General features: G+C 50.4%; 17 protein-coding genes. 8 read left to right on the top strand and 9 right to left on the bottom strand.

The genetic code is table 11. The features are described 5' to 3' along the window. Positions 1-15: 15 nt before the first annotated feature. Both V5J35_RS04875 and V5J35_RS04880 read right to left on the bottom strand, forming a co-directional pair. Positions 16-1,329, bottom strand: coding sequence for an MFS transporter (locus V5J35_RS04875; RefSeq protein ID WP_354010181.1), 1,314 nt, complete (start codon positions 1,327-1,329; stop codon positions 16-18). Positions 1,330-1,434: 105 nt separating this feature from the next. Further along, positions 1,435-1,827: a YybH family protein gene (locus tag V5J35_RS04880; protein ID WP_354016280.1), complete on the bottom strand. Its 393-nt coding sequence runs from the start codon at positions 1,825-1,827 to the stop codon at positions 1,435-1,437. A gap of 166 nt (positions 1,828-1,993) precedes the next feature. On the opposite strand from V5J35_RS04880, the gene V5J35_RS04885 reads away from it, so the two are divergent. Then, a complete protein-coding gene (locus tag V5J35_RS04885; RefSeq protein ID WP_354010183.1) occupies positions 1,994-3,376 on the top strand; it encodes a DUF6829 domain-containing protein in 1,383 nt (460 codons plus the stop codon). Between the two features lie 106 nt (positions 3,377-3,482). Then, positions 3,483-4,145, top strand: a complete 663-nt coding sequence (locus V5J35_RS04890) for a metallophosphoesterase (RefSeq protein ID WP_354010184.1) — start codon at positions 3,483-3,485, stop codon at positions 4,143-4,145. Between the two features lie 33 nt (positions 4,146-4,178). Here V5J35_RS04890 and V5J35_RS04895 read toward each other — a convergent pair whose 3' ends face one another. Continuing rightward, positions 4,179-5,033, bottom strand: coding sequence for a DUF2608 domain-containing protein (locus V5J35_RS04895; protein ID WP_354016281.1), 855 nt, complete (start codon positions 5,031-5,033; stop codon positions 4,179-4,181). Positions 5,034-5,302: 269 nt separating this feature from the next. Here V5J35_RS04895 and V5J35_RS04900 point away from each other — a divergent pair, with 269 nt between their 5' ends. Together V5J35_RS04900 and V5J35_RS04905 are read left to right on the top strand one after the other, a co-directional pair. Continuing rightward, on the top strand, positions 5,303-5,803 hold the full coding sequence (locus tag V5J35_RS04900) for an 8-oxo-dGTP diphosphatase (RefSeq protein WP_354010186.1): 501 nt from the start codon (positions 5,303-5,305) through the stop codon (positions 5,801-5,803). Positions 5,804-5,954: 151 nt separating this feature from the next. Beyond that, complete coding sequence (locus V5J35_RS04905; RefSeq protein WP_354010187.1) at positions 5,955-6,416, top strand: Hsp20 family protein; 462 nt, start codon at positions 5,955-5,957, stop codon at positions 6,414-6,416. A 71-nt stretch (positions 6,417-6,487) separates the two neighbouring features. On the opposite strand, the gene V5J35_RS04910 is transcribed toward V5J35_RS04905, so the two are convergent. Beyond that, entirely contained in the window at positions 6,488-7,453 is a 966-nt protein-coding gene (locus V5J35_RS04910; protein ID WP_354010188.1) for a hypothetical protein, read from the bottom strand. Between the two features lie 116 nt (positions 7,454-7,569). Between V5J35_RS04910 and V5J35_RS04915 the strand changes: the two genes are divergently transcribed. From V5J35_RS04915 to V5J35_RS04930, 4 genes are all read left to right on the top strand, one after another. Then, positions 7,570-9,078, top strand: coding sequence for a carboxypeptidase M32 (locus V5J35_RS04915; RefSeq protein WP_354010189.1), 1,509 nt, complete (start codon positions 7,570-7,572; stop codon positions 9,076-9,078). Positions 9,079-9,219: 141 nt separating this feature from the next. Beyond that, positions 9,220-10,179 (top strand): EamA family transporter RarD, encoded by a 960-nt coding sequence (gene rarD, locus V5J35_RS04920; RefSeq protein ID WP_354010190.1) that lies wholly within the window; start codon positions 9,220-9,222, stop codon positions 10,177-10,179. A 106-nt stretch (positions 10,180-10,285) separates the two neighbouring features. Continuing rightward, complete coding sequence (locus V5J35_RS04925; RefSeq protein WP_354010191.1) at positions 10,286-11,338, top strand: AI-2E family transporter; 1,053 nt, start codon at positions 10,286-10,288, stop codon at positions 11,336-11,338. Between the two features lie 22 nt (positions 11,339-11,360). After that, positions 11,361-11,990 (top strand): NUDIX hydrolase, encoded by a 630-nt coding sequence (locus tag V5J35_RS04930; protein ID WP_354010192.1) that lies wholly within the window; start codon positions 11,361-11,363, stop codon positions 11,988-11,990. On the opposite strand, the gene V5J35_RS04935 is transcribed toward V5J35_RS04930, so the two are convergent. The 5 genes from V5J35_RS04935 to V5J35_RS04955 all read right to left on the bottom strand — a co-directional run bounded on the left by V5J35_RS04935 (position 11,960) and on the right by V5J35_RS04955 (position 20,942). Next, entirely contained in the window at positions 11,960-13,072 is a 1,113-nt protein-coding gene (locus tag V5J35_RS04935) for a hypothetical protein (protein ID WP_354010193.1), read from the bottom strand. The two genes, V5J35_RS04930 and V5J35_RS04935, sit on opposite strands and share 31 nt — an antisense overlap. A gap of 56 nt (positions 13,073-13,128) precedes the next feature. Next, entirely contained in the window at positions 13,129-14,568 is a 1,440-nt protein-coding gene (tldD, locus tag V5J35_RS04940) for a metalloprotease TldD (RefSeq protein WP_354010194.1), read from the bottom strand. Between the two features lie 132 nt (positions 14,569-14,700). Further along, positions 14,701-18,585, bottom strand: a complete 3,885-nt coding sequence (locus tag V5J35_RS04945) for a YhdP family protein (RefSeq protein ID WP_354010195.1) — start codon at positions 18,583-18,585, stop codon at positions 14,701-14,703. Positions 18,586-18,802: 217 nt separating this feature from the next. Then, positions 18,803-20,275 carry a ribonuclease G gene (gene rng, locus V5J35_RS04950; protein WP_354010196.1) on the bottom strand — a complete coding sequence of 491 codons (1,473 nt, stop codon included), beginning with the start codon at positions 20,273-20,275 and terminating at the stop codon, positions 18,803-18,805. A 79-nt stretch (positions 20,276-20,354) separates the two neighbouring features. Further along, positions 20,355-20,942, bottom strand: a complete 588-nt coding sequence (locus V5J35_RS04955) for a Maf family protein (protein WP_354010197.1) — start codon at positions 20,940-20,942, stop codon at positions 20,355-20,357. Between the last annotated feature and the right edge of the window lie 8 nt (positions 20,943-20,950).

Raw genomic sequence — 20,950 nt, forward strand, 5'->3', positions numbered from 1 at the left:
TTGCTGGATGAATGGCTACTGACCCTGACTTTTCCCCCTGTCCACTGCCATGGAGTAATCAGGCCAGGCGACAAAAACAATCAGCAGTGAGAAGAGTGAAACCATCACCAGGTACATTGCCGGGCCGGTTGTTACATCAAACCACTTAATCAGCAATGTGCTTGAAACTGGCGCAAGGCCACCAAACAGGGTTATTCCCAGGTTATAGGAGGTTGCCACCCCGGTATAACGCACTTCCGTGGGAAACAGCCTTACCAGCATGGGCGGCAGCAGCCCGGTCACGAATGCTGAAAGAATAGCTGCCACCATCATGATCTTACTGAGTTCAGCTCCTTCAGAACTGATGTACTGATAGTAAGGCAGGCTGATACCGGCTATCAGCACAATACTGAGCAACAGTAGCAGTTTATGGGAGTAGCGATCATTCGCCAGACCCATCAGCAGACAGATCGGGGCTGACATGATATAGGCCAGCGATGCCTGCCAGGCGACTTCATCGCTGGCGAAACCGTGTAATGTCACCAGATAGCCGGGCATATAGACTCCCAGAACAGTAACTGCTGCACCACAGATGGCGATAATGCAAAACCCGCAGACAAAACCACGCAGATGGTTACGTACCAGTTCCAGAAACGGGACAGCCTGACGCTGTCGCACTTGGTTCAGTGCCGTGAACAGTCCGGACTCATCAAACCGTCGTCGTATATAAAAGCTAAGCCCTCCCAGCAGGCCACCTATCCAGAAAGGCACGCGCCAGCCCCACTCCGTCATAACATCCGGCGGTAGAAACAGTGTCAGCAGCCCATGCACAAAGGTCGCCAGAGAAAGCCCCAACATTAACGACGTGAACAGAATACCGATAACCAGCCCGCTGCGCCCGGGAGTGGTTTCACTCATGTAAGTCATCGCACCGGGTAGTTCCCCCCCCAGAGAAAAACCCTGAAACAGTCGCAGTAAAACCAGCAGGACAGGGGCAAAAATGCCAATGCTGTTATACGTTGGTAAGCACCCAATCAGTGCGGTGGTCAGTGCCATAATCGATATTGTTAATGTGAACGTTCTTTTACGCCCATGGCGATCACCAAGATGCCCAAAGAAAATACCACCCAGAGGTCGTGACAGGTAGCCAACAGCAAAGGTTGCAAAGGTTCCCAGCAGAGAAGTCATCGGATCGCTGGAAGGAAAGAAACACTCCGCAATATAACTCGCCATCATGGCATAAACCATGAAGTCATAGAGTTCCAGCATCCCTCCCAGAGAAATAGCAAATGCCAGTCGGTACTGTTCTTCTGGAACATTTGTACAGTGACGCATATTTTGCAGGGTCACTACACCTTCTCCCGCCTGTTAGTTGAATAACACAGACTAGTACATCGTTGCAGTGAGGACGAATGGTCGGTTGGAGTAAAAAGAAGCTGATTATTTTAAAGGGTATTACTGAGGCGAAGCATGCAAATGAACGATTTTCCATTCATTACCAAGCTTTCTGAGAATATGAGTCGCTCTCAGCGACTGCAGTTCTGTGGCTGAGCCCTCCGGTTTCATTCTGGTTTCAAACTGCCAGATACTGCAACAGCCAATCACATCGCCGGACTCCCAGAACGATTCCAGCCGATATTGAACGGATTCGATTTCAAACTGGTCAAACAGGGACTCATACCAGACCCTGAGACCGCTATGAGTGGTACAGCTGACATTTTCACTGCTCCAGAACAGCAGCTCGGCGTCCGGGGCGTAGTGCGCCAGCATGCCATCAATGTAGCGTTGCTGATAATTTTCAGCCTGCTGGTCAAACAACGTGGTAATCGCTTCCGGTTGATTCCCCATCGCTCTCCCCCCCTGCCTTTCATTTAATGTCTCTGGTTGACTCTTCATCAAATTGCCACCCTAAGTATAGGTTTGATCAGGCTTACACGGTCGATTGCTATGCTTAAGCGGCGCATTGAGGCAGTACTCTCAGCCTTAACCATAAGGAGCTACCATAGGAGTGACCATGAAAACGCTGGCCCGAATACTCTTTCCCATGATGATGCTGGCTGCTGAAAGTAGTCTGGCCAACGCCAATATCACGACTCTCAGGGACTATATTAAAGCCACTTATGGACAGGAGCTGGTGATTTCTGACGCTCAGATAAACCAGCTGAGCTGGGTGATGGATAATCCGCTGGCGACTCCGGAAATGGATTTCTACACAGTCAAAGGGATTCACAGAGAAGTTCCAAGAGCCCTGTCACGGCTTTATAACCTGCAACGACTGCGATCAGGCACTAACGAGGACTTTGAGAAATTTATTGCTCCGCAGAAGGATGCAAAGGCTTTGAAGGTTGAAAAAGCTGAAAAGGTTGAAATTCTCTCGGCTGACAGCTTCAGGCAACTGTCAGCCGATATTCGCGCATTGAAGGACTATCAGTATGAGGGACTGGCAGCAGCAGCCATCATCTCTGCCGTTACCCTGTCGCCGGAAGCCATTAAAAAAGCCCGGCTTATCCCGAACCTCAAGCTTCCGACAGACAGCGTAAAGTTCCTGGCGGCCACTGCGCCGGAAGCCGGTAAAATTTACCCTCTGGCACAGGCATTGAACAAACGGTTTAAAACCGGCAATCATCTGTTTGAAGTGGCCTTTATGCCCGACAGCCACCTGCGTCATATGATGTATAACGAGGGCTCACTGGCAATGTATGAGCATATCGATCAGGGGCTGGCCAACGGCTCGGTTTCCAGGGATGACCTAAGGTTCTGGTACTACCACTGGGTGATCAATATCGCCGGATTCCGTGGGCATATTGCCCCCAAAGGCTCACTGTACCTGACTCAGGATACCTACAACGCCATGACAGCCGTTAAGTCAGTGCTGGATCAGCTCGGTACCCGTAAAAAAGACTTCAATCCGATGCGGGCTTATCTGGCAAAGCGTGCTGACTGGCTGCAACTGGATAAACTCACGCAGAATACCGACGAACAGCAGGCCCTGGCTTCCATTGCAGCTTCTCTGCGATTGTTTTCACCTGAACAGGGAAAACAGCTCTACCAGGCTTTCAGGCAACTCACCCCGGCCGACCAGAAACGCTGGCTGGCTTACAGTCAGTTCCAGTTCACGAATACCCGAACACCAGCCCCTACTTACGCCCCGGCCCTGTTTGCAAACGCTGTTGTAGAAGCCGGACTGACCGATACTGTAGTAAAAGTCCTGCCGCTGTTTCTTGACGTTATCGACAAAGAACAGCAGATGCGCAAAAACGACAAATTAAGCCTTCAGGTTCCTGTGTCATTCCGCGAACTCAGCCAGCATCAGCAGATTCATCGACTCCTTCACCAGTCGAAGAAAGGAGCCGTCACCATTGATCCGGTCACAGGTATTGCTTCGATAGCAAAGTAACCGATAACAAAATAGTCACTAACGAGATAGCCACTAACGAGATAGCCACTAACAAGATAGTCGCTAACCAGTCCCCAACCACAGGGAAAGTGCCGGAGGGTTCAGTATGTTTTATCAGTCATTTTCAGCCAATCATCAGGGCAGAGACTTTGCCATTGGCGATCTCCACGGCATGTACGACCTGCTGTTCGAAGCGTTGGATAAAGTGGATTTCGACTTTGCCACAGACCGGTGCTTCAGCGTCGGCGACCTGATTGACCGGGGAGCTAAATCCGAACAATGTCTCAGCCTGATCAAGGAACCCTGGTTTCATCCGGTCTGCGGCAATCATGAAGATACATTGCGAATGGTGGCTCGTAACCTGTCTTCATCCGCCATCACTGCCGACTGGATTCTGAACGGCGGGCTCTGGCACCTGATGGTTTCTACTGAGAAAATGCATCATTATGCCGACCTCGTCGATACCCTGCCCGAACTCATTTCTGTCACCACAACGTCCGGCAAACTCATTGCCCTGTGTCATGCTGAATACCCCCTGCCTTACTGGGCGCCGGACGACATTGAAAAAGACGATGAACTGAGAACATACATGATGTGGTCACGCCAGAAAGTCCAAAGCGGGGATACTTCAACCGTGTCCGGAGTCGATACCATTATCTGTGGGCATACGATTGTAGAATGTCCACAGCAGCTGGGTAACTCTTTCTACATAGACACAGGAGCCTTTGCGTCAAATATTCTGACGCTGGTCAATCTGGAAGAACTCTGACTGATTGACGACTGCTTTTCTGTTCATGCAACCTCAGGTCAGGTCTGGCCATGACCCACTGCTGCCTGTATCACTTTGATCATCATCACTGTCATCTTCAGTGCCATAGAAAAACGGGCGAGACTTGCTTTTACCTGGCTCTACCCGATCACACTCACCGATCCTGTCTGAACTAAGCCAAAAGCCAATGATATTAACGCCATTGCCGCTTAAAGTACTTACAACATCTTCAACATTGCTACGTATATTATCCACGAACAGAACCCTGTCATAATCACCGGAACTCCACCGATAAAAATCCAGTAAAGGAGTCCCCTTAGGGTTATGATCTGTATATATAATATTGTCTCTGTAGGTCGAGCCGTGAGAGCTCAGTGCTTCAACCCGGGAAGATTCAGGCTCAATACAATTGCCCGGGGTCATTAAGTTAATCCCCAGCTGCCGTAAATTTGCCCGACTGTCAAAACCTCTCATGGTTAAACAAATAACATCAGTGACTGTTGTTAAATGATTCACCCATCGGGTCAAATCTGCCGGGATGCGAACTTCCCAGCGGCTTTCAGGTGAGGGGAGGCGGGGCATCTGGATCGGATCCGGGCTGAAGCCTGTCGCACATGCACTGCCCACCCCACTCATTTTGAGGCTTTGCATCCCCCGCCACAGTTCTGCCCCGAGTTGCAGATACAGAGGATCATACTTTTCTTCAACTGCTGCGTGACTCCGCCTCTCCCGACGAATAAGGACATCATCAATATCAAAAACGACGAGTACTTTTTCAGACTTACTTAACTCCAGCGCCCTGGAAATAAATTCCGCAATAGATTCTATCGTAATTATCAGGTTGCCAGATTGAACGTGTGGCTGAGGTTTTAAGGGCGGATTATCCATCCCGTAGCAGTTAATACACATAAGCAATAACAATGAATAAAGATGCATGTTCACAGTGATACCAGTGTATTCAGAAAAAGCAGTATAGAAGCCATCTATTGGCACCTTCCGGAAATACGGAGTTTTCCGATAATTCTGATAAATAAATCAAAGCTGGTTGCTCTTGCATAAGAGGGTCGAGTACGCCACCTTTAAAATGACATAATAGTGAATAATTCTCTCAACCAGAGTTAGATGAAAGAGTTAGATGAAAGAGTTACATGAACCTGATGACTACAACGTTTCTTCCACAATCCCTGACAGACATCGACTGGCCCACCTGGCAGGCAAAAGACCCGGCCACTCTGACGTTTGTGATTAAAAATAACAAAATCCTGCTGATACGAAAAAAACGCGGACTGGGTGCCGGAAAAATAAACGGTCCGGGCGGACGTCAGGAGCCTGGAGAAACCATGCTGAAATGCGCAGTCAGGGAAGTTCAGGAAGAACTGTGCATCACCCCGTTGAATATGCAACATCGGGGAGAGTGCCGGTTTCAGTTTGTAGACGGTTACTCAATCCACGTTCACCTGTTCACTGCTACCGACTATGAAGGCACACCCACTGAAACCGATGAAGCCATTCCACTCTGGTTTGAACTGGAGGCCATTCCCTACGAAGAAATGTGGGAAGACGACAAGGTCTGGCTTCCCCTTATGTTGCAAGGGAAAGCCTGCTCAGGCCGGTACCTGTTCGACAACGATACGATGCTGGATTACCAGCTCGATTAAAAAAAAATTCAAGCAAAGGGTTGAAAGATAAAACCATCGTCCTTATTAATAATAACGACGATGGCTCATACGAGCATTGTCGCAAAGCCAACGACCTGTTCCTGAGGAAAGGTCACTGTTAATAACATATTGCTCGATTGAGGATATGACAATGCGTACTATCGATTTAGACTTCAGCCCACTGTACCGTTCCGTTATTGGTTTCGACCGTGTTGCCCATCTGCTGGAAGGCATGGCAAACAATAGTCAGAGTACCAAACAGGGCGGCTACCCTCCTTACAATATTGAACTGCTGGCAGAAAACCAGTATCGAATCACTATGGCGGTTGCCGGTTTCGCAGAAGACGAACTGGATATTGAAAGCCGTGAAAATGTTCTGGTGGTTCAGGGCAAAAAACAAGCCGACGACACTGAACGTCAGTATCTGCATCAGGGCATTGCAGAACGCAACTTTGAAAGAAAATTCCAGCTGGCCGACTATGTAAAAGTCACCGGCGCCCGGATGGACAACGGCCTGCTCCACATTGAGCTGGAACGTGAGATTCCAGAAGCCATGAAACCCCGCAAAATCTCCATCAGCGGACAGCGGATGCTGGAAGCTGAGACTGAATAATTAATTTATTCGGTTCCTGTTAAAAAAGAGCTCTTTGTTTGAGCTCTTTTTTATTGTGAAGGCGATTGGTATTACTCACTGATAATCGTAGAGCGTTCAGAAATACTCCTTTGCAATAACACAATACGATCCAGGTCTTTTCTGGCATCCAGAGCCATTGCAAGCTCCTTCGCCTTTTCTGCATCCACTTCCGCTTTCTGCCACTCCTTCATGGCTAACAGCACTTTCGCTCGTTGTTGAAAAAACAGCATCCGGGTTCGGGGTGGCCCCAACTGGAACTGAATACCATTCAATCGGGTTAATGCCTGCTTATAATTCCCCTGCAGATAACTGACCCTCGCCAGCCTGATCACCGTTCTGACCACGTCATACTGATTACCCTCCTCCCTGAACAACGTATCAGCATTCATCAGCGCCTCCCTGGCCCGTTCCAGACTTTGCTCTTTTCCGTCAGTCAGTGCTGCTGCAAGGTTGTATAACACCTTACCTCGCAGGAGCGGAGCTGATTCTTTCTGTCTGTCAATAATGGCCAGAGCCTTTTCAGCAAGACTGACGGCACGGCCATCGTTTTTGACTCTGGCAACCGCTGACTGCAGATAAAGACTTTCAACGATGGATCGCCAGTCTTTTTTCGGATCTGACAGGGTCTCTGCGGCTTTGGCAAAACTCAGGCAAAGAGCATATTCACCCAGATAGAAGTAGCTGGAGGCAAGGCTGAGCAACAGCGCCCGTTCCTGACTGAACTGTTTGCGTTTCCTGGCCTCCTTAAGTGCCTGTTCGCCCCAGTGGATGTGCGACTTCCAACACCCCTGACGCTTAAGTACTGAGTCCGAGCCCAGGATCCATTCAGGCAGAGCCAGCCGGTCTGCAGCCGACGGCTGTAAAGACTGGCAATACGAGGGTTCTTCAGCATGGTTTAATGCCTTCTGGCTGACTGCTTTAGATTGACCGGCTTGCACTTTAGCAGCACACGCCTCACCGGAACACACTGACGACGACAGAATAAAGCCCGCCAGCAGACACTGTATTTTTTTCATGGAGCCAGTATAGAAAAAGTCATCATATTCACAATGAGTCAATGATATTTTCACATTGGTTTCCACAATCAAGAGCAACCGATACACTGATAATAAATCCGCCTGGGGCAAGCCTGATGAGTGATCAAAGCAACAACGCCTATGAAAAGCTGGTCGAACGTTTTACCAAGCTACACCGGCTAAACCATCTGAGCGCCATCGCCAACTGGGACCAGGCTGCCATGATGCCTTCCGGCAGCAACCGGGCTCGTTCGGAAGCCCTGGCTGAAATCTCAACACTCACCCACGAACTACTGACCGCCAGTGAAGTGGGGGACTGGATACAGGCTGCCAGTGATAAAACTCAGGACAGTTTCAAAAAAGCATCCCTGAGAGAGATGGAACGACAATGGCAACACGCTTCTGTCATACCCGCCGATCTGGTAAAAGCCAGGTCACTGGTAACATCAAACTGTGAACACGCCTGGCGCTCCCAGAGACCGGAAAATGACTGGCAGGGATTCAGCAAAAACCTTCAGGAAGTCCTTCAACTGACCCGGGAAGAGGCACGCATTCGCTCAGAGTCTACAGGCCTGTCACCCTACGATGCCATGCTGGAGCTCTATGAGTCGGGTATGCACAGTCAGCAACTGGATGCATTATTTGGAGAGGTAAAACAATGGCTGCCCGATTATGTTCAACAGGCAACAGAGCAGCAGAAATCCGTTCAATACCAGATGCCTGAAGGCCCTTTTGCCACTGAACACCTGAAAGCCCTGAGTCTGGAGGTAATGACCCTGCTGGGTTTTGACTTCAACCGGGGTCGGCTGGATGTCAGTGCCCACCCTTTCTGTGGTGGGGTTCCCGAAGATGTCCGCATCACGACCCGGTACCGGGACAATGACTTTATTGAATCGTTAATGGGAGTGATTCATGAAACCGGCCATGCCTGTTACAACCAGAACCTTCCGGCAGATACACCGGGGCTACCTGTCAGCTTTGGCCGCTCAATGGGCATCCATGAAGGGCAAAGCCTGTTCTTTGAGATGCAGATTGGTCGTAGCCGTGAATTTTTGGCGCTGATTCGCCCGCTACTCATAAAGCACCTGACTCAAGGTAAAGAACTGCCTGCCTATCAACTGGATAATCTGGAAACCATTTATCGCCGTGTCCAGCCCGGCTTTATCCGGATTGAAGCGGATGAAGTAACGTACCCGGCACATATCATCCTGCGTTATGACATTGAAAAGGCACTGATCAATGGCGACATGGCGGTTGCTGACCTGCCAGACGCATGGAATGAGAAAATGCAGAAATACCTCAATCTTTCTACACAAGGTAATTATAAAGATGGGTGCATGCAGGATATCCACTGGCCTTCTGGTGCGTTTGGCTATTTCCCCAGTTACACGTTAGGTGCCATGTTCGCAGCACAACTGTTTGCTGCTATCCAGACAACCATTCCCGATGTCCACTCCAGAATCAGCCGTGGAGACCTGTCTTCAATCTTCGACTGGCTGAAAGAGAATATCTGGAGCCAGGGCAGTCGCTATACCACTTCGGAGCTAATGGTCAGAGCAACAGGGGAAGACCTGAATGCCAGCTTTTTTCAACAACATCTGAAAAAACGTTATTTGATAGATTAAAGCAGTGGTAACCTCTGTCATGCAACACTGCACAGAGGTTACTGCCTTTCGCAATTAAATACGCATAAAAAGCTGTTACTGGATAGCTGTTTTTCAGGCATTATCCCTCCGCATAACGACGTCTACAACAGAGATCACACCGTGTCTGAAAACAAGGATTATTCCGGTTTTAATGTCGCCCTGATGGCATTTTCATTCTGGGGGCTGATACCTCTTTATTTCAAATTACTTGACCAGGTTCCTCCCACTGAGGTGCTTGGTCACAGGGTTTTCTGGTCCACTATTCTGCTGTTTGCCCTACTGGCGGCAAAACGACAAATGTCGCAGTTTATTGCGATTCTGAAAAGTCCAAAGACTATGGCATGGCTGTCATTGTCTGCGGTACTGGTGGCCATAAACTGGCTGGCATTCATCTGGGCTGTCAGCAACAACCGTCTGCTGGAAACAACACTTGGATACTTTATCAATCCACTGTTAAGTGTTTTTCTTGGCTATGTTTTTCTGGGTGAACGTCTGAACAAAGCCCAACTACTGGCTGTTACTCTGGCCGCCACCGCCGTGGTTATCCAGACCATTATGCTGGGTACGGTTCCCTGGATCGCGCTCACCGTTGCTGCCAGTTTTGGTACATACGGACTGGTGCGAAAGATGACGGCAGTCGCTGCAGTACCGGGGCTGGCCTTTGAAACCCTGTTCCTGCTGCCAATTGCCCTGCTCTACTTTGCAGTGATCTATCAGTCCGGAAACTACCACTTCCGCATGGACGACCTGAGTACTTCGGCACTGCTCAGTCTGGCGGGTTTTGTGACAACCTTCCCGCTGATCTGCTTCAATATGGCGGCCAAAAAGCTGCCTCTGTCAACGATTGGCCTGATGCAGTACCTGGTTCCTTCCATGTCATTCCTGATTGGCGTATTTCTGTTTAAGGAACCCTTCACCAGCGCCCAGCTTATCTGCTTTGGCCTGATCTGGGTTGCACTGGTTATCTTCACTACCGACAGCCTGCGTCAACATCGCAAAACTGAACGACAACTCACTGGTAAAAAAAACACACCGGCAGCATCAACTCCTTCAGAATCCATTAAGGAATCCGCAAGCTAATCCTGCCCCCCGGAAGCCTGACCGGGAATAGACTGAAGGCATTGGCAAATTCATCGCTTTAAGCGATGATGCGCCTCTGCCATCACTATTAAACACTGATTCACTTATGACGCTTACACACACCCGGTCTACCCAGGCTTTGCTGACCATCGCAGCGGTGGTCGTTATTCTTGCCGGTATCCGCCTCAGCAGCAGTATCATTTCACCACTGTTGCTGGCTTTCTTTATTTCCATGATTTTAAACCCTGTGATCACCGGGCTGGAAAAACTGTATCTGCCAAGAGGGCTGGGGGTTCTGCTGGTAATTTCACTGCTGGTGCTGATGGCTGCGTCACTGATTGGAATTGCGGGTCATGCTGCCCAGGAATTTTCCAGAGTCCTGCCCGGCTACCGTCAGGAACTGCTGGAAATGGTCACACGTTTCCAGTGGTCGCTGTTGAAAAGAGGCGTCAGTGTGGATTTCAGCACTCTGTTTAATACCCTTGACTCCAAGTGGCTGTTTAACCTTGCTACCTCGTTTGTATCCCGCATGAGCAGTGCCACCAGCTACGCCGTAGTGATCATACTGACCGTGGTATTCATGCTGTTTGAAGTGCCACTGCTGCAGGGTAAACTCCAGCGTGCGCTGCCCGACCCGGACCGACAACTTCTGGATGTTGAACGCTTTGTCTTCAGCGTCAACCGTTACGTGATTCTGAAATCCATACTCAGTGCCATCACTGGCCTGTTAGTGACGGCAATGTTGCAGTTAAAGGGGGTTGAATTCTACGTACTGGCCGGACTGGTGGCATTTTTTCTCAACTTCATCCCTAACATTGGCTCCATACTCGCAGCTATACCGGGGATCCTTATCACCCTGCTGCAAAAGAGTCCCGCCGACGCCGCGCTGGTTGCAGCCGGTTATGTCGCTATCAATATGGTGATAGGCAACCTGGTCGAGCCCCGGGTTCTTGGTAAAGGTCTGGGGCTTTCGTCTCTGGTCGTTTTTCTTTCACTGATGCTCTGGGGCTGGCTGCTGGGACCCATTGGTATGCTACTCTCTGTCCCTCTTACCATGTGTATAAAAATTTTGCTGGAGTCGTCCCGGCATAACGGCCTTGCACAATTACTGGGGGCGGGTGACGATACGGCCGATAGACCTTCTAATGTTACTCAATAGTCCTATTCAAGAGGCATAAGCTATGGATCATCAGGAACAACAATGGCTTGACTGGGTAGAGCAGCTGAGAGCCATTGCCCAGAACGGGCTGGCTTATGCCGACGGACATTTTGATATCGAACGCTATCACCAGCTGCAGACGATTGCCCATGATATGACGGCTCTGCTGAGTGGCGCTCCAAGGTCTAAAGTCGATCAGTACTTTGTCGGCGAAAACGGTTACACCACCCCCAAGCTGGATATACGGGCCGGGGTGTTTAAAGACGACAAAATTCTTCTGGTAAAAGAGCGGTCCGATGGTTGCTGGGCATTGCCCGGAGGCTGGGCAGATGTCTGTGAATCGCCCGCCCTGGGCGCTGAACGGGAAACCCTGGAAGAGTCCGGGTATATCGTCAAAGCTGTGAAGCTGGTTGCTGTGCGGGATACGCATCGACACCCCTATCATCCCCGTAATGCCCATCACCTTCTGAAACTGCTGTTTCGCTGTGAACTGCAGGGCGGAGAAGCAAAAGAAAACATCGAGATTTCCGAGATTGATTTCTTCGATGTTAATCAGCTGCCGCCCCTCTCACAGGGCAGGACTATTGCTGAAGATGTTGCCCTGATGGTGAAACATAAAGATCATCCAGACTTGCCGACAGAGTTTGACTGAATATCAGTTTCATCTGACCGTTGTCGCCCGTCCTGCTCCAGGGGACTGGCGAATGACGCTCTTTTCTTTCCCGCTTTCTGTTCCTTCACTGCCAGATCATCTGAGAGCTGTCTTTCTTCTAACAATATTTCCAGCTTCTGTTTATAAGGCTCCATGATTTTTTTTGATGTCTCATACCTGCCAAAGCAAGCCTGTAAAAACTCGTCGTAAAAATGGCCAGCAAAAGTGCTTATATCAAGTTCGGCATGGCCTTTTTCCAGAAAGAGGAAAAGGGATTGCAGTTCCTCGCGGTCATCGAATTCCAGCTGTTTCCACTTTCTCGTATTCAGGTCACAACCATAACGACTACCAAGAAAATAAAAAACCTTTCGTCCTAATCTGTCATCCATATCGCCCAAAGCCTGACAGGCACTTTTCGATCCCAGATAGGCCGCCTTTCGATAATGCTTACACCCAAGGATCTTATCTCCGTAATGATTCGCAATAGCGGCTTTGTTGTAATGATACTCGGGATATGGACAGAAATTACGGTGTGGACTTCTCGTGTCCGCAGGACTGCACTCCAGAGCATTCCTGAGACAGTCAGCAGTGTCATAAGGCGACTCACTTTGCAAAGCAGGAAACACATCGATCAATACGCCAACATTATTCCAGCAACGAGGCTCTCCTGCTTCAGCACCTCTGAGAAAACAATCCAAGGCTTTTCTTATTTCCCACATCATAAAGTGAGAAACCCCTTCAAAATAGGCATCTTCCGGTCCCGTTCTTATACGCTCGTTGAAAATGTGCCGACTGAAGTCCGGAAGTATCAGCCGATCGGGATGAAGAGCAAAAAATATATCGGGCCATACCGACTTAACAGGTGACTCGACTTCCCGCCTGGGAGGAAAATAACGAACAGTCCGGAGAGCTAAAGCGCCTTCCTGACTGGTGTCGTCGGAAGACGTTGAAGGCATTTCAGTTGGAACATCCATTCTGGCTACCGAACCGGAGGTTGAAGCCGTTTCATCTTCTGCCTGCTGACCTGAAGAGTCAGGAGCCGGGGAAAGGCTTCCCCGTGAAGGGTCCGAAGGGATACTCATAGACAAGTCCTTTTGTCCTTTGCATCTTTAGAGTATAAACATCAGCTGATTGCCATTCAGGCAGTACCACCCACTGTAATATCATCAATCTTCAGGGTTGGCTGCCCCACCCCCACCGGCACCGACTGACCATCTTTGCCACAGACGCCAATACCTGTATCCAGCTCCAGGTTGTTACCTACCATGGAAACCCGGTTCATCACATCGGGTCCATTGCCGATCAGAGTGGCACCTTTCACCGGTGTCGTTATCTTACCCTTTTCAATCAGGTAGGCTTCACTGGTTGAGAAAACGAATTTGCCAGAGGTGATATCCACCTGACCGCCACCCATATTGCTGACGTAAATGCCCCGGTCCACACTGGCAATAATTTCATCAGGATCATGCGCCCCGGCCAGCATGTAAGTGTTGGTCATTCGGGGCATAGGCAGGTGTGAATAAGACTCCCGTCGTCCGTTGCCTGTCGGGGCAACGCCCATCAGCCGGGCATTGAGCTTATCCTGCATGTACCCCTTGAGAATGCCGTTCTCAATCAGTACCGTGCTTTCGGTAGGAACCCCTTCGTCATCCATGTTCAGTGAACCACGACGCCCGCTCAGGGTACCGTCATCGACAATGGTACACAAAGGCGAGGCCACCCGTTCACCAATACGACCGGCGTAGGCAGAACTGCCTTTACGGTTAAAGTCGCCTTCCAGGCCATGCCCCACCGCTTCATGCAGCAGAACACCAGACCAACCAGCCGCCAGTACCACCGGCATACTGCCTGCCGGAGCGTGAACCGCTTCCAGATTAACCAGAGCCTGACGCACAGCTTCGCGGGCAAACCCTTTAGCCGTACCGTCCAGCAGAAACTGCTGATAGTCGCCACGGCCACCACCACCGGCGGAACCTCTTTCGATACGACCTTCGTGCTCAGCAATCACGCTGACATTCAACCGAACCAGCGGGCGAATATCACCAGCCAGAGTGCCATCGGAAGCTGCCACCATCACTACTTCATGGACACCAGCCAGGCTCACGGTTACCTGTTTGACACGGCTGTCCATCGTTCGGGCTTCCTGGTCAACCGCTTTCAGCAAAGCCACCTTATCTTCCCGGGTCATGGAATCCAGCGGGTTCGCGGCAGGATAAAGCGCCAGCGGCTGGCTGCGCCCCCAGGCCTGAACCTGTTGCTGCTGCCCCTGTCGGGCAATGCTGCGAGCCGCACTGGCAGCCTGCTCCAGGGCAGGCACTACAATTTCATTGGAATAGGCAAAGCCGGTTTTTTCGCCGCTAATCGCCCTTACACCAACGCCGCCATCAACATTAAAGCTGCCCTCTTTAACAATGCTGTCTTCCAGAACCCAGGCTTCATGGCGGGTGGATTGAAAGTAGAGATCGGCAGCATCAACGTTGTGTCCCAGAATACTGTCCAGCACCCGGGACAGATCCCTGGCTTCAATATTGGCTGGCGCCAGCAGATGGTTCTGCGCCTGTGAAAGAATATCAGTCATAAATTGCTCAGGCCGGTTATGATCAGGTTTTATAGTAAGTACCTATACGGATGAAAACAATGATTTCAGACAGAATACCGGATGCCTTCATCCGGCATTTGTCGTTTTATTGATGCACGAACCATCCCCGCTTCATTTTGATGCAGGTCTGCTCACATCACCGGAGAATAGCTGATTCAGGGTGACCGAAGGTTCATCAAAACTGCCGGTAATCCGGTAGCGAATACTGGCTAACTGGTCAACCTGCCGTCCAACCAGCTTATCCGCGAGATAGATGATACCCGCCACCTGCGGAGTTGTTCCAAACAGCACACTGAGAATAGGCAGGTTTGAAGTAACCGGCAATGTTACCACCAGACTGAGGTCCATGACCTCGTCCCTCGTGTTAATCAGACCATCCAGTTTGAAGTTAGAGGACGGCCCCTCAACGGTCAGAGGGTCTTCAAAGGTAATGATGCCATTATCGAAATCCAGCTGCCCTTTCAACGTATCAAAGCTCACACCGGAAGAATAAAGGTCAGAGAAGTCCAGTCTTATCCTCCGCAGTAGCGCTTCCGTGTTAAAGATACCAAAGAGCTTAAGCGCCCCTCCTGCACCACCATCCAGCTGTTTCAGGACTCCATTTTTATGGCGCAGTTTTAAAGAACCGTTAAGGGTACTCATGTTGACCCCCAGAGGTGATCCCTGCCACTCCAGCGAGGTTTCAATCCGGGTATCTTTAGCTTCTACCATAACGGGCAGACCAAGGGACTCCTGCAGCTTATCCACATGCCTGCCCCTCAGCGATCCCTGGTATCGGGTCTGATGCTGGTCGTTAATGTATAGCCAGTCCAGCGCTCCGGTAAAGTTCATACCTTCTATGCCGGACTTTATATCACTGACACGCTTACCGTCTGGTATTGGCTGCATAATAAACGACAAATCACCTAAATTACGACGCCCGATTTTCAGTGAATCAATTTTAACAATCGCTGAAGGCAGCTCCCGGGGATTGACATTGACCAACCAGTCTTCCCTGCTTTCATCCCGATCTTCCTTTTCTTCCTGCTCAGGCAGTTCAGGCAGGTGCAGGCGGTTCATATCCAGCATAAACGGCAGAGATGGACGACTGGGGATTAACAACTGCCCGTCAACCGGCTCACTGTTTACAGTCACCTCTGTATAATTTGCACCCAGCTTGACCCTGAGCATCAGGTCATTCCAGGAATAGTCGTCATAAATCAGCTTATCAATTTTAACATTATTCATTTCCACCTGGGACAACAGGTTAAGCTCGTCCTCTCCGGGTGGCTGCCCATCAAAAGTGTCAAGCCATGGGCCAATATCCAGCTCTGGAATGGTACCCGATATCAGAATTTTATCCGGCTCCATGGCGGGTAAAGCACCGCTTTCTCCCAGACGAACCGCTGCGGCCCTGAAGTCAAATTCCGGATCAAACAGAAAACGGGCTCGCCCGACATCACCCAGCCGGACAAATAACTCATTTCGATCCCTGAAGACATTCAACCTGATATCCATAGGATTCTTGTCTTCCGCAGCAATACCCAGGGGCGCTGGCAACTCAATTTCCAGACCTTCGAGGTCACTCTGAATAGAAAGTTGCGCCTGCAGGTCTCCGGAACTTTTCAGCATCAGGCTGCCTGTGTAATCAGCAGCGCCTTCCAGCAGGCTGAGAAAATCCAGTTCCAGCCAGCTCTGCAGAGAATCAGTAGCCATCTTCCCGCGCCAGTCCAGCTGCATGGTTTCATTGCCCCGATAATCAATGGTTGAAGCAATAGAGCCGCTGATTTTGCTCCCCAGGAATCGGGCTTCTACCTGCTCAGCCTGAAGGCCATTTTGCAAATCATACGAGAATGCGCCACGAATCTGGTCAAGCTCCACATTCGGAGATTTTGTCGCGAAATAACCATTGCTGGTTTCCAGACCAATCTGAACACTGACCTTTTCAACATCCTCAATGGGTAAAGCCAGATTGAAATGACCTGAAAAATCGCCATCCATTGCCCAGTCTCTGGCGATCTCATCGGAGTATTCTGCCAGCGGTGTTTCAGTCAGCAGCCGTATAATATCTTTACCCGGTCCCTGAACCTTGCTGTCTAAATGCAGAGTCATCAGCTTATCGTTGAGGTCGAGCGACACTTTTGCCTGCTCCAGCACCGTATCAAAGGTTTTGCCACGCTCTGCCTCAATCAGAACCTCATCGTCATCAACAAATATCCGCCCCTTCAAACCAGTGACAGCAGGCCAGTCCGGATCATAGGCAAACTCACCTTCTTCAACATCGAAAAACAGGTTCCATAGCAAAGGCTCTTCCGCATCACTGTCCAGCGGGCCTTCCATACTGAAACCGCCCTGGTGGATAGTTGCCCCGACGATAGCGGTTTCCAGCCACTCTGACAGGTCCTGGTTCAGTATATGAACAGGCAGGTATTTTTTAGCAAACCGGGCATCACCATCAGCAATACCTATATCAATATCCAGATAGTTAGGTTCATTCGCCTTACGACCAAAAGGTATGTCCAGCAACATTGTGCCATTCAACCAGCCTTCGTCGCCGACCACCGAAATATCATCACTCTTCAAACGATAGATGTCGTCCACAACATCCCAGTAGAGCCGGGCTTTGGCTGAATAAAAGGTCCACTCGTCATGAAACAGCTCAGGAAAGCCAAGCTTGAAATCTTTGGTTTCCAGATCAAAATAGCCACTCAGGGTATTCATGTGTAACCAGCCTGACACATTGCCCGCCGATGGCGCACCTTCCCAGGCACCCACAGCGACATTGTCCAGTCTGGCTTTAGTCACGATAGAGCCGTCTGCCAGAGGGTCCCGGTCAGGCAGATAACGGATCGTAATATCCCGAAGCGTTCCCGAAGGGTCCAGAGTACTGACCAGGTCAGCCGCTGACTCAGGCAGCAGTCCAGATTCAAGTGCCAGATGTTTAACCGGTGCCAGGTCAAGCGTTTTGACGGCAAAATTGATGGTCGTTTCACCCTGATGATGACCACGAACTTCAGCATTCTCAATCGACACCTGGTTCTCACCCTGAGTCAGGCTGATGTTACTCAGCTCTGTACTCCAGTCCGAAATGACCGGTCCCTGACTGTAACCCATAGCCTTCAGCTCTGTACTAAAGGAAGCCGGGACGGTAGAGAGCTCTCCATCTGTGTCATAAACCATATCGGTTAATGCCAGATCACCGTCAACCTGCCAGTGACCGGTCTGAAAACGCCACTGGCTGTTAGCGTCTAAACGGGCAGCCTGTAGATATTGCCTGCAGTCGTCTACCAGCAGACAAAGTCTCGAAACGTCTGCCCCCTCAATGTCCAGCGCACCTGACCAGTCAGCATTCCAGCGATTAGTCCCGCTGCCATAAGCCGTAAATTCAACCGAACCCTCACCTACTTTTAGCAGCCACTCCAGTTGCTTCTGCCCGGACTTTTCACTTAATGACAGGTAGTGAGTGTCAAATACTACCGGCGACTGACCGTAAGGGAGCAGCTCCAGCTTAATATTGGTCAGGTCGACATAGCCCTGCATACTGAGCCAGTGCATGGTCGTCTGGAGGTCGAAGGACCTGGACGGCTTCCGCTCTTCTTCCAGTTGCCTGATACCAAACAGCGACCAGTGTTTTTCGCCATCACCTTCCAGCACAACGCTGATGGCATTGGCCTCAAGATGGTCAACAATCGGGGTGAAATTGAGAAAGGTCGCCACGGTGTTCAGTTCCACATCCAGCCGTTCGACCAGAAAAGCCGGTCGTCCGGCTTCATGACCCTGTAACCGCAGACCTCGTATTGTCAGTGTCGGGTTAATGCCGTCCCATTCGGGTTCCAGAACATCAATAACAAAATCGGTATCCAGCTGATCATTCAGGTAACTAACAACACGCTCATGAAACAGAGGCAGCAGGCTGAAACTGACACGTACGCCAAGCGCCAGCAGGGCCAGTAACAGCAATCCGGCCAGCGCCAGTTTCAAACTCCAGCGTAAAACAGGCTTCAGAAGGTATAGCATCAACTATAAAACCTGCCGTAGTTCATTCTTTGTCTTTCTCTCATACATTCAAAAAAGTGCGGCCAATATCGGCATAAATAAACCTGACATCGGCCCAATACCCCCCCTCATCGTCATCCCCGCGAAGGCGGGGAACCACTGTTCGTGGTGGATTCCCACCTGCGTGGGAATGACGATAAGCTGGTATATTCTGCTTTGCAATTTCCTTTATCAATCTTCAGACAAGAATGACATCAAACTGTTCCTGACTGTACATAGGCTCAACCTGGAAGCGAATAGTTTTCTCAATAAACTCTTCAAGGTCAGCCACATTGCTGGATTCTTCATCCAGCAGGCGATCCACTACTTTTTCAGAAGCCAGCACCGTGTAGCTTTTGCTGTCGTAGGCACGGACCGCCCGGAGAATCTCCCTGAAAACCTCGTAACACACGGTTTCTGCCGTTTTCAGGCTACCCTTTCCATCACAGGTTGAGCAGGTTTCACACAGTACATTTTCCAGAGACTCCCGGGTGCGTTTGCGGGTCATTTCCACCAGCCCAAGTTCGCTGACTCCGGTAATGTTGGTTTTCGCGTGATCTTTCTCCAGAGACTTTTCAAAGGTGCGCTGAACCTGACGCTGATGCTCCTGGTCGTCCATATCGATAAAGTCGATGATGATAATTCCCCCCAGGTTGCGCAGGCGCAGTTGGCGGGCAATGGCAACGGAGGCTTCCAGGTTGGTCTTGAAAATCGTCTCTTCCAGATTGCGATGACCAACAAATGCACCTGTGTTCACATCAATCGTCGTCATTGCTTCGGTCTGGTCGATAATCAGGTAGCCACCGGACTTCAACTGAACCTTGCGGCTCAATGCCTTGTTAATCTCATCTTCAACCCCGAACAGGTCAAAGATAGGACGCTCACCCGGATAATATTCAACCCGCCCATCCACCTGGGGTACCAGCTTTTTCACAAACTTGGAGACTTTGGTGAAGGTTTCTCTGGAGTCAATCCGGATCTTTTCAATATCCGGATCCACCAGATCGCGCATGGTGCGCAGAGACAGCGGCAGGTCTTCATAAATGGCCGCAGGCGCGCGGTTTTCCCTGATGGTTTCCAGCGTGGTATCCCACAACCGGTGCAGAAACTGGATATCCGCCATCACTTCCGTTTCGCCAATGCCTTCGGCGGCGGTGCGTAAAATAAAGCCACCCTTGTCCTGACAATTTTCCTGCTCAATGCATTTCTCGACCAGCTGACGCAAACGTTCGCGTTCATCGGCGTCTTCAATACGCAGGGAAATGCCTACATGGTTGTTCTGTGGCATCAGCACAAGATAGCGTGCCGGAATGGAAATATGGGTAGTCAGGCGCGCTCCCTTGGTACCCAGAGGGTCTTTGGTCACCTGCACCACCAGCGACTGGCCTTCATGCACCAGTTCACCAATGGGACGTTCTACCTGTTCGTCGGTTTTTTCACTGTTGCGTGGCGCGATCTCACTGGCATGAATAAACGCAGCCCGCTCCAGACCGATATCCACAAAAGCCGCCTGCATACCGGGCAACACCCTGACCACCTTGCCTTTGTAGATATTGCCCACAATACCGCGACTGCGGGCTCGCTCTATATAGATTTCCTGAAGGACTCCATTTTCTACCAGCGCCACCCGCGATTCCATCGGCGTGATATTCATCAGAATTTCTTCACTCATTCCCTTCCCCTTAAGCTGGCATGGCAGTACACATCCAACGCTGTACCGATACCAGAAAAATCAAAACCAATAAAAAACATTACAGGGAATGCCAGGGAGTGATGCCAAATTCGCTTAAAACGTCTGCGGTCTCCTGTAGTGGAAGTCCTACTACACCTGAATAGCTGCCTCGAATCGATTCAACCAGGATAGCTCCGTACCCCTGAATACCGTATGCACCCGCCTTGTCTGCAGGCTCACCCGTGGCGACATAGGCTTCAGCCCGAACCCGGTCAAAAGGAGTCATCTGCACCTGAGTGGTAGAAAGTCGAACGATGGTCTTATGCCCATTGGTTACCGCTATGGCCGTCATCACTGCGTGACAGTTTCCACTTAATGACAACAGCATATCACAGGCCTGTTCAGGATTATTGGGTTTACCGAGTATTTTCGATCCCATGACAACGGAGGTATCGGCCGCCAGCAGGGGTATTTCCGGCAAACCTCTGGCCTGCACCTCCATCCAGCCAGCCCGGGCTTTTTCCCTTGCCATACGGCAAACATAATCCCCGGGGGCTTCATCGCCCTCCGGAGTTTCATCAATTTCAGACACCAGCTGCTGAAATGGTATGCCAATCTGTTGCAGTAATTCCTGCCGTCTTGGAGACTGGGAGGCCAGATAAATCATATTACTCG

The sequence above is a fragment of the Endozoicomonas sp. NE40 genome, assembly GCF_040549045.1.
GTDB classification, from domain to species: domain Bacteria; phylum Pseudomonadota; class Gammaproteobacteria; order Pseudomonadales; family Endozoicomonadaceae; genus Endozoicomonas_A; species Endozoicomonas_A lisbonensis.

Excerpts from the sequence above, each read along its gene's own strand:
- V5J35_RS04935 (WP_354010193.1), bottom strand. The coding sequence starts at position 13,072 with ATGAGTATCCCTTCGGACCCTTCACGGGGAAGCCTTTCCCCGGCTCCT.
- V5J35_RS04925 (WP_354010191.1), top strand. The coding sequence starts at position 10,286 with ATGACGCTTACACACACCCGGTCTACCCAGGCTTTGCTGACCATCGCA.
- V5J35_RS04880 (WP_354016280.1), bottom strand. The coding sequence starts at position 1,827 with ATGGGGAATCAACCGGAAGCGATTACCACGTTGTTTGACCAGCAGGCT.
- V5J35_RS04910 (WP_354010188.1), bottom strand. The coding sequence starts at position 7,453 with ATGAAAAAAATACAGTGTCTGCTGGCGGGCTTTATTCTGTCGTCGTCA.
- rng (WP_354010196.1), bottom strand. The coding sequence starts at position 20,275 with ATGAGTGAAGAAATTCTGATGAATATCACGCCGATGGAATCGCGGGTG.
- V5J35_RS04900 (WP_354010186.1), top strand. The coding sequence starts at position 5,303 with ATGACTACAACGTTTCTTCCACAATCCCTGACAGACATCGACTGGCCC.
- V5J35_RS04905 (WP_354010187.1), top strand. The coding sequence starts at position 5,955 with ATGCGTACTATCGATTTAGACTTCAGCCCACTGTACCGTTCCGTTATT.
- tldD (WP_354010194.1), bottom strand. The coding sequence starts at position 14,568 with ATGACTGATATTCTTTCACAGGCGCAGAACCATCTGCTGGCGCCAGCC.
- V5J35_RS04890 (WP_354010184.1), top strand. The coding sequence starts at position 3,483 with ATGTTTTATCAGTCATTTTCAGCCAATCATCAGGGCAGAGACTTTGCC.
- V5J35_RS04930 (WP_354010192.1), top strand. The coding sequence starts at position 11,361 with ATGGATCATCAGGAACAACAATGGCTTGACTGGGTAGAGCAGCTGAGA.
- V5J35_RS04945 (WP_354010195.1), bottom strand. The coding sequence starts at position 18,585 with ATGCTATACCTTCTGAAGCCTGTTTTACGCTGGAGTTTGAAACTGGCG.
- V5J35_RS04885 (WP_354010183.1), top strand. The coding sequence starts at position 1,994 with ATGAAAACGCTGGCCCGAATACTCTTTCCCATGATGATGCTGGCTGCT.
- V5J35_RS04955 (WP_354010197.1), bottom strand. The coding sequence starts at position 20,942 with ATGATTTATCTGGCCTCCCAGTCTCCAAGACGGCAGGAATTACTGCAA.
- V5J35_RS04895 (WP_354016281.1), bottom strand. The coding sequence starts at position 5,033 with ATGGATAATCCGCCCTTAAAACCTCAGCCACACGTTCAATCTGGCAAC.
- V5J35_RS04915 (WP_354010189.1), top strand. The coding sequence starts at position 7,570 with ATGAGTGATCAAAGCAACAACGCCTATGAAAAGCTGGTCGAACGTTTT.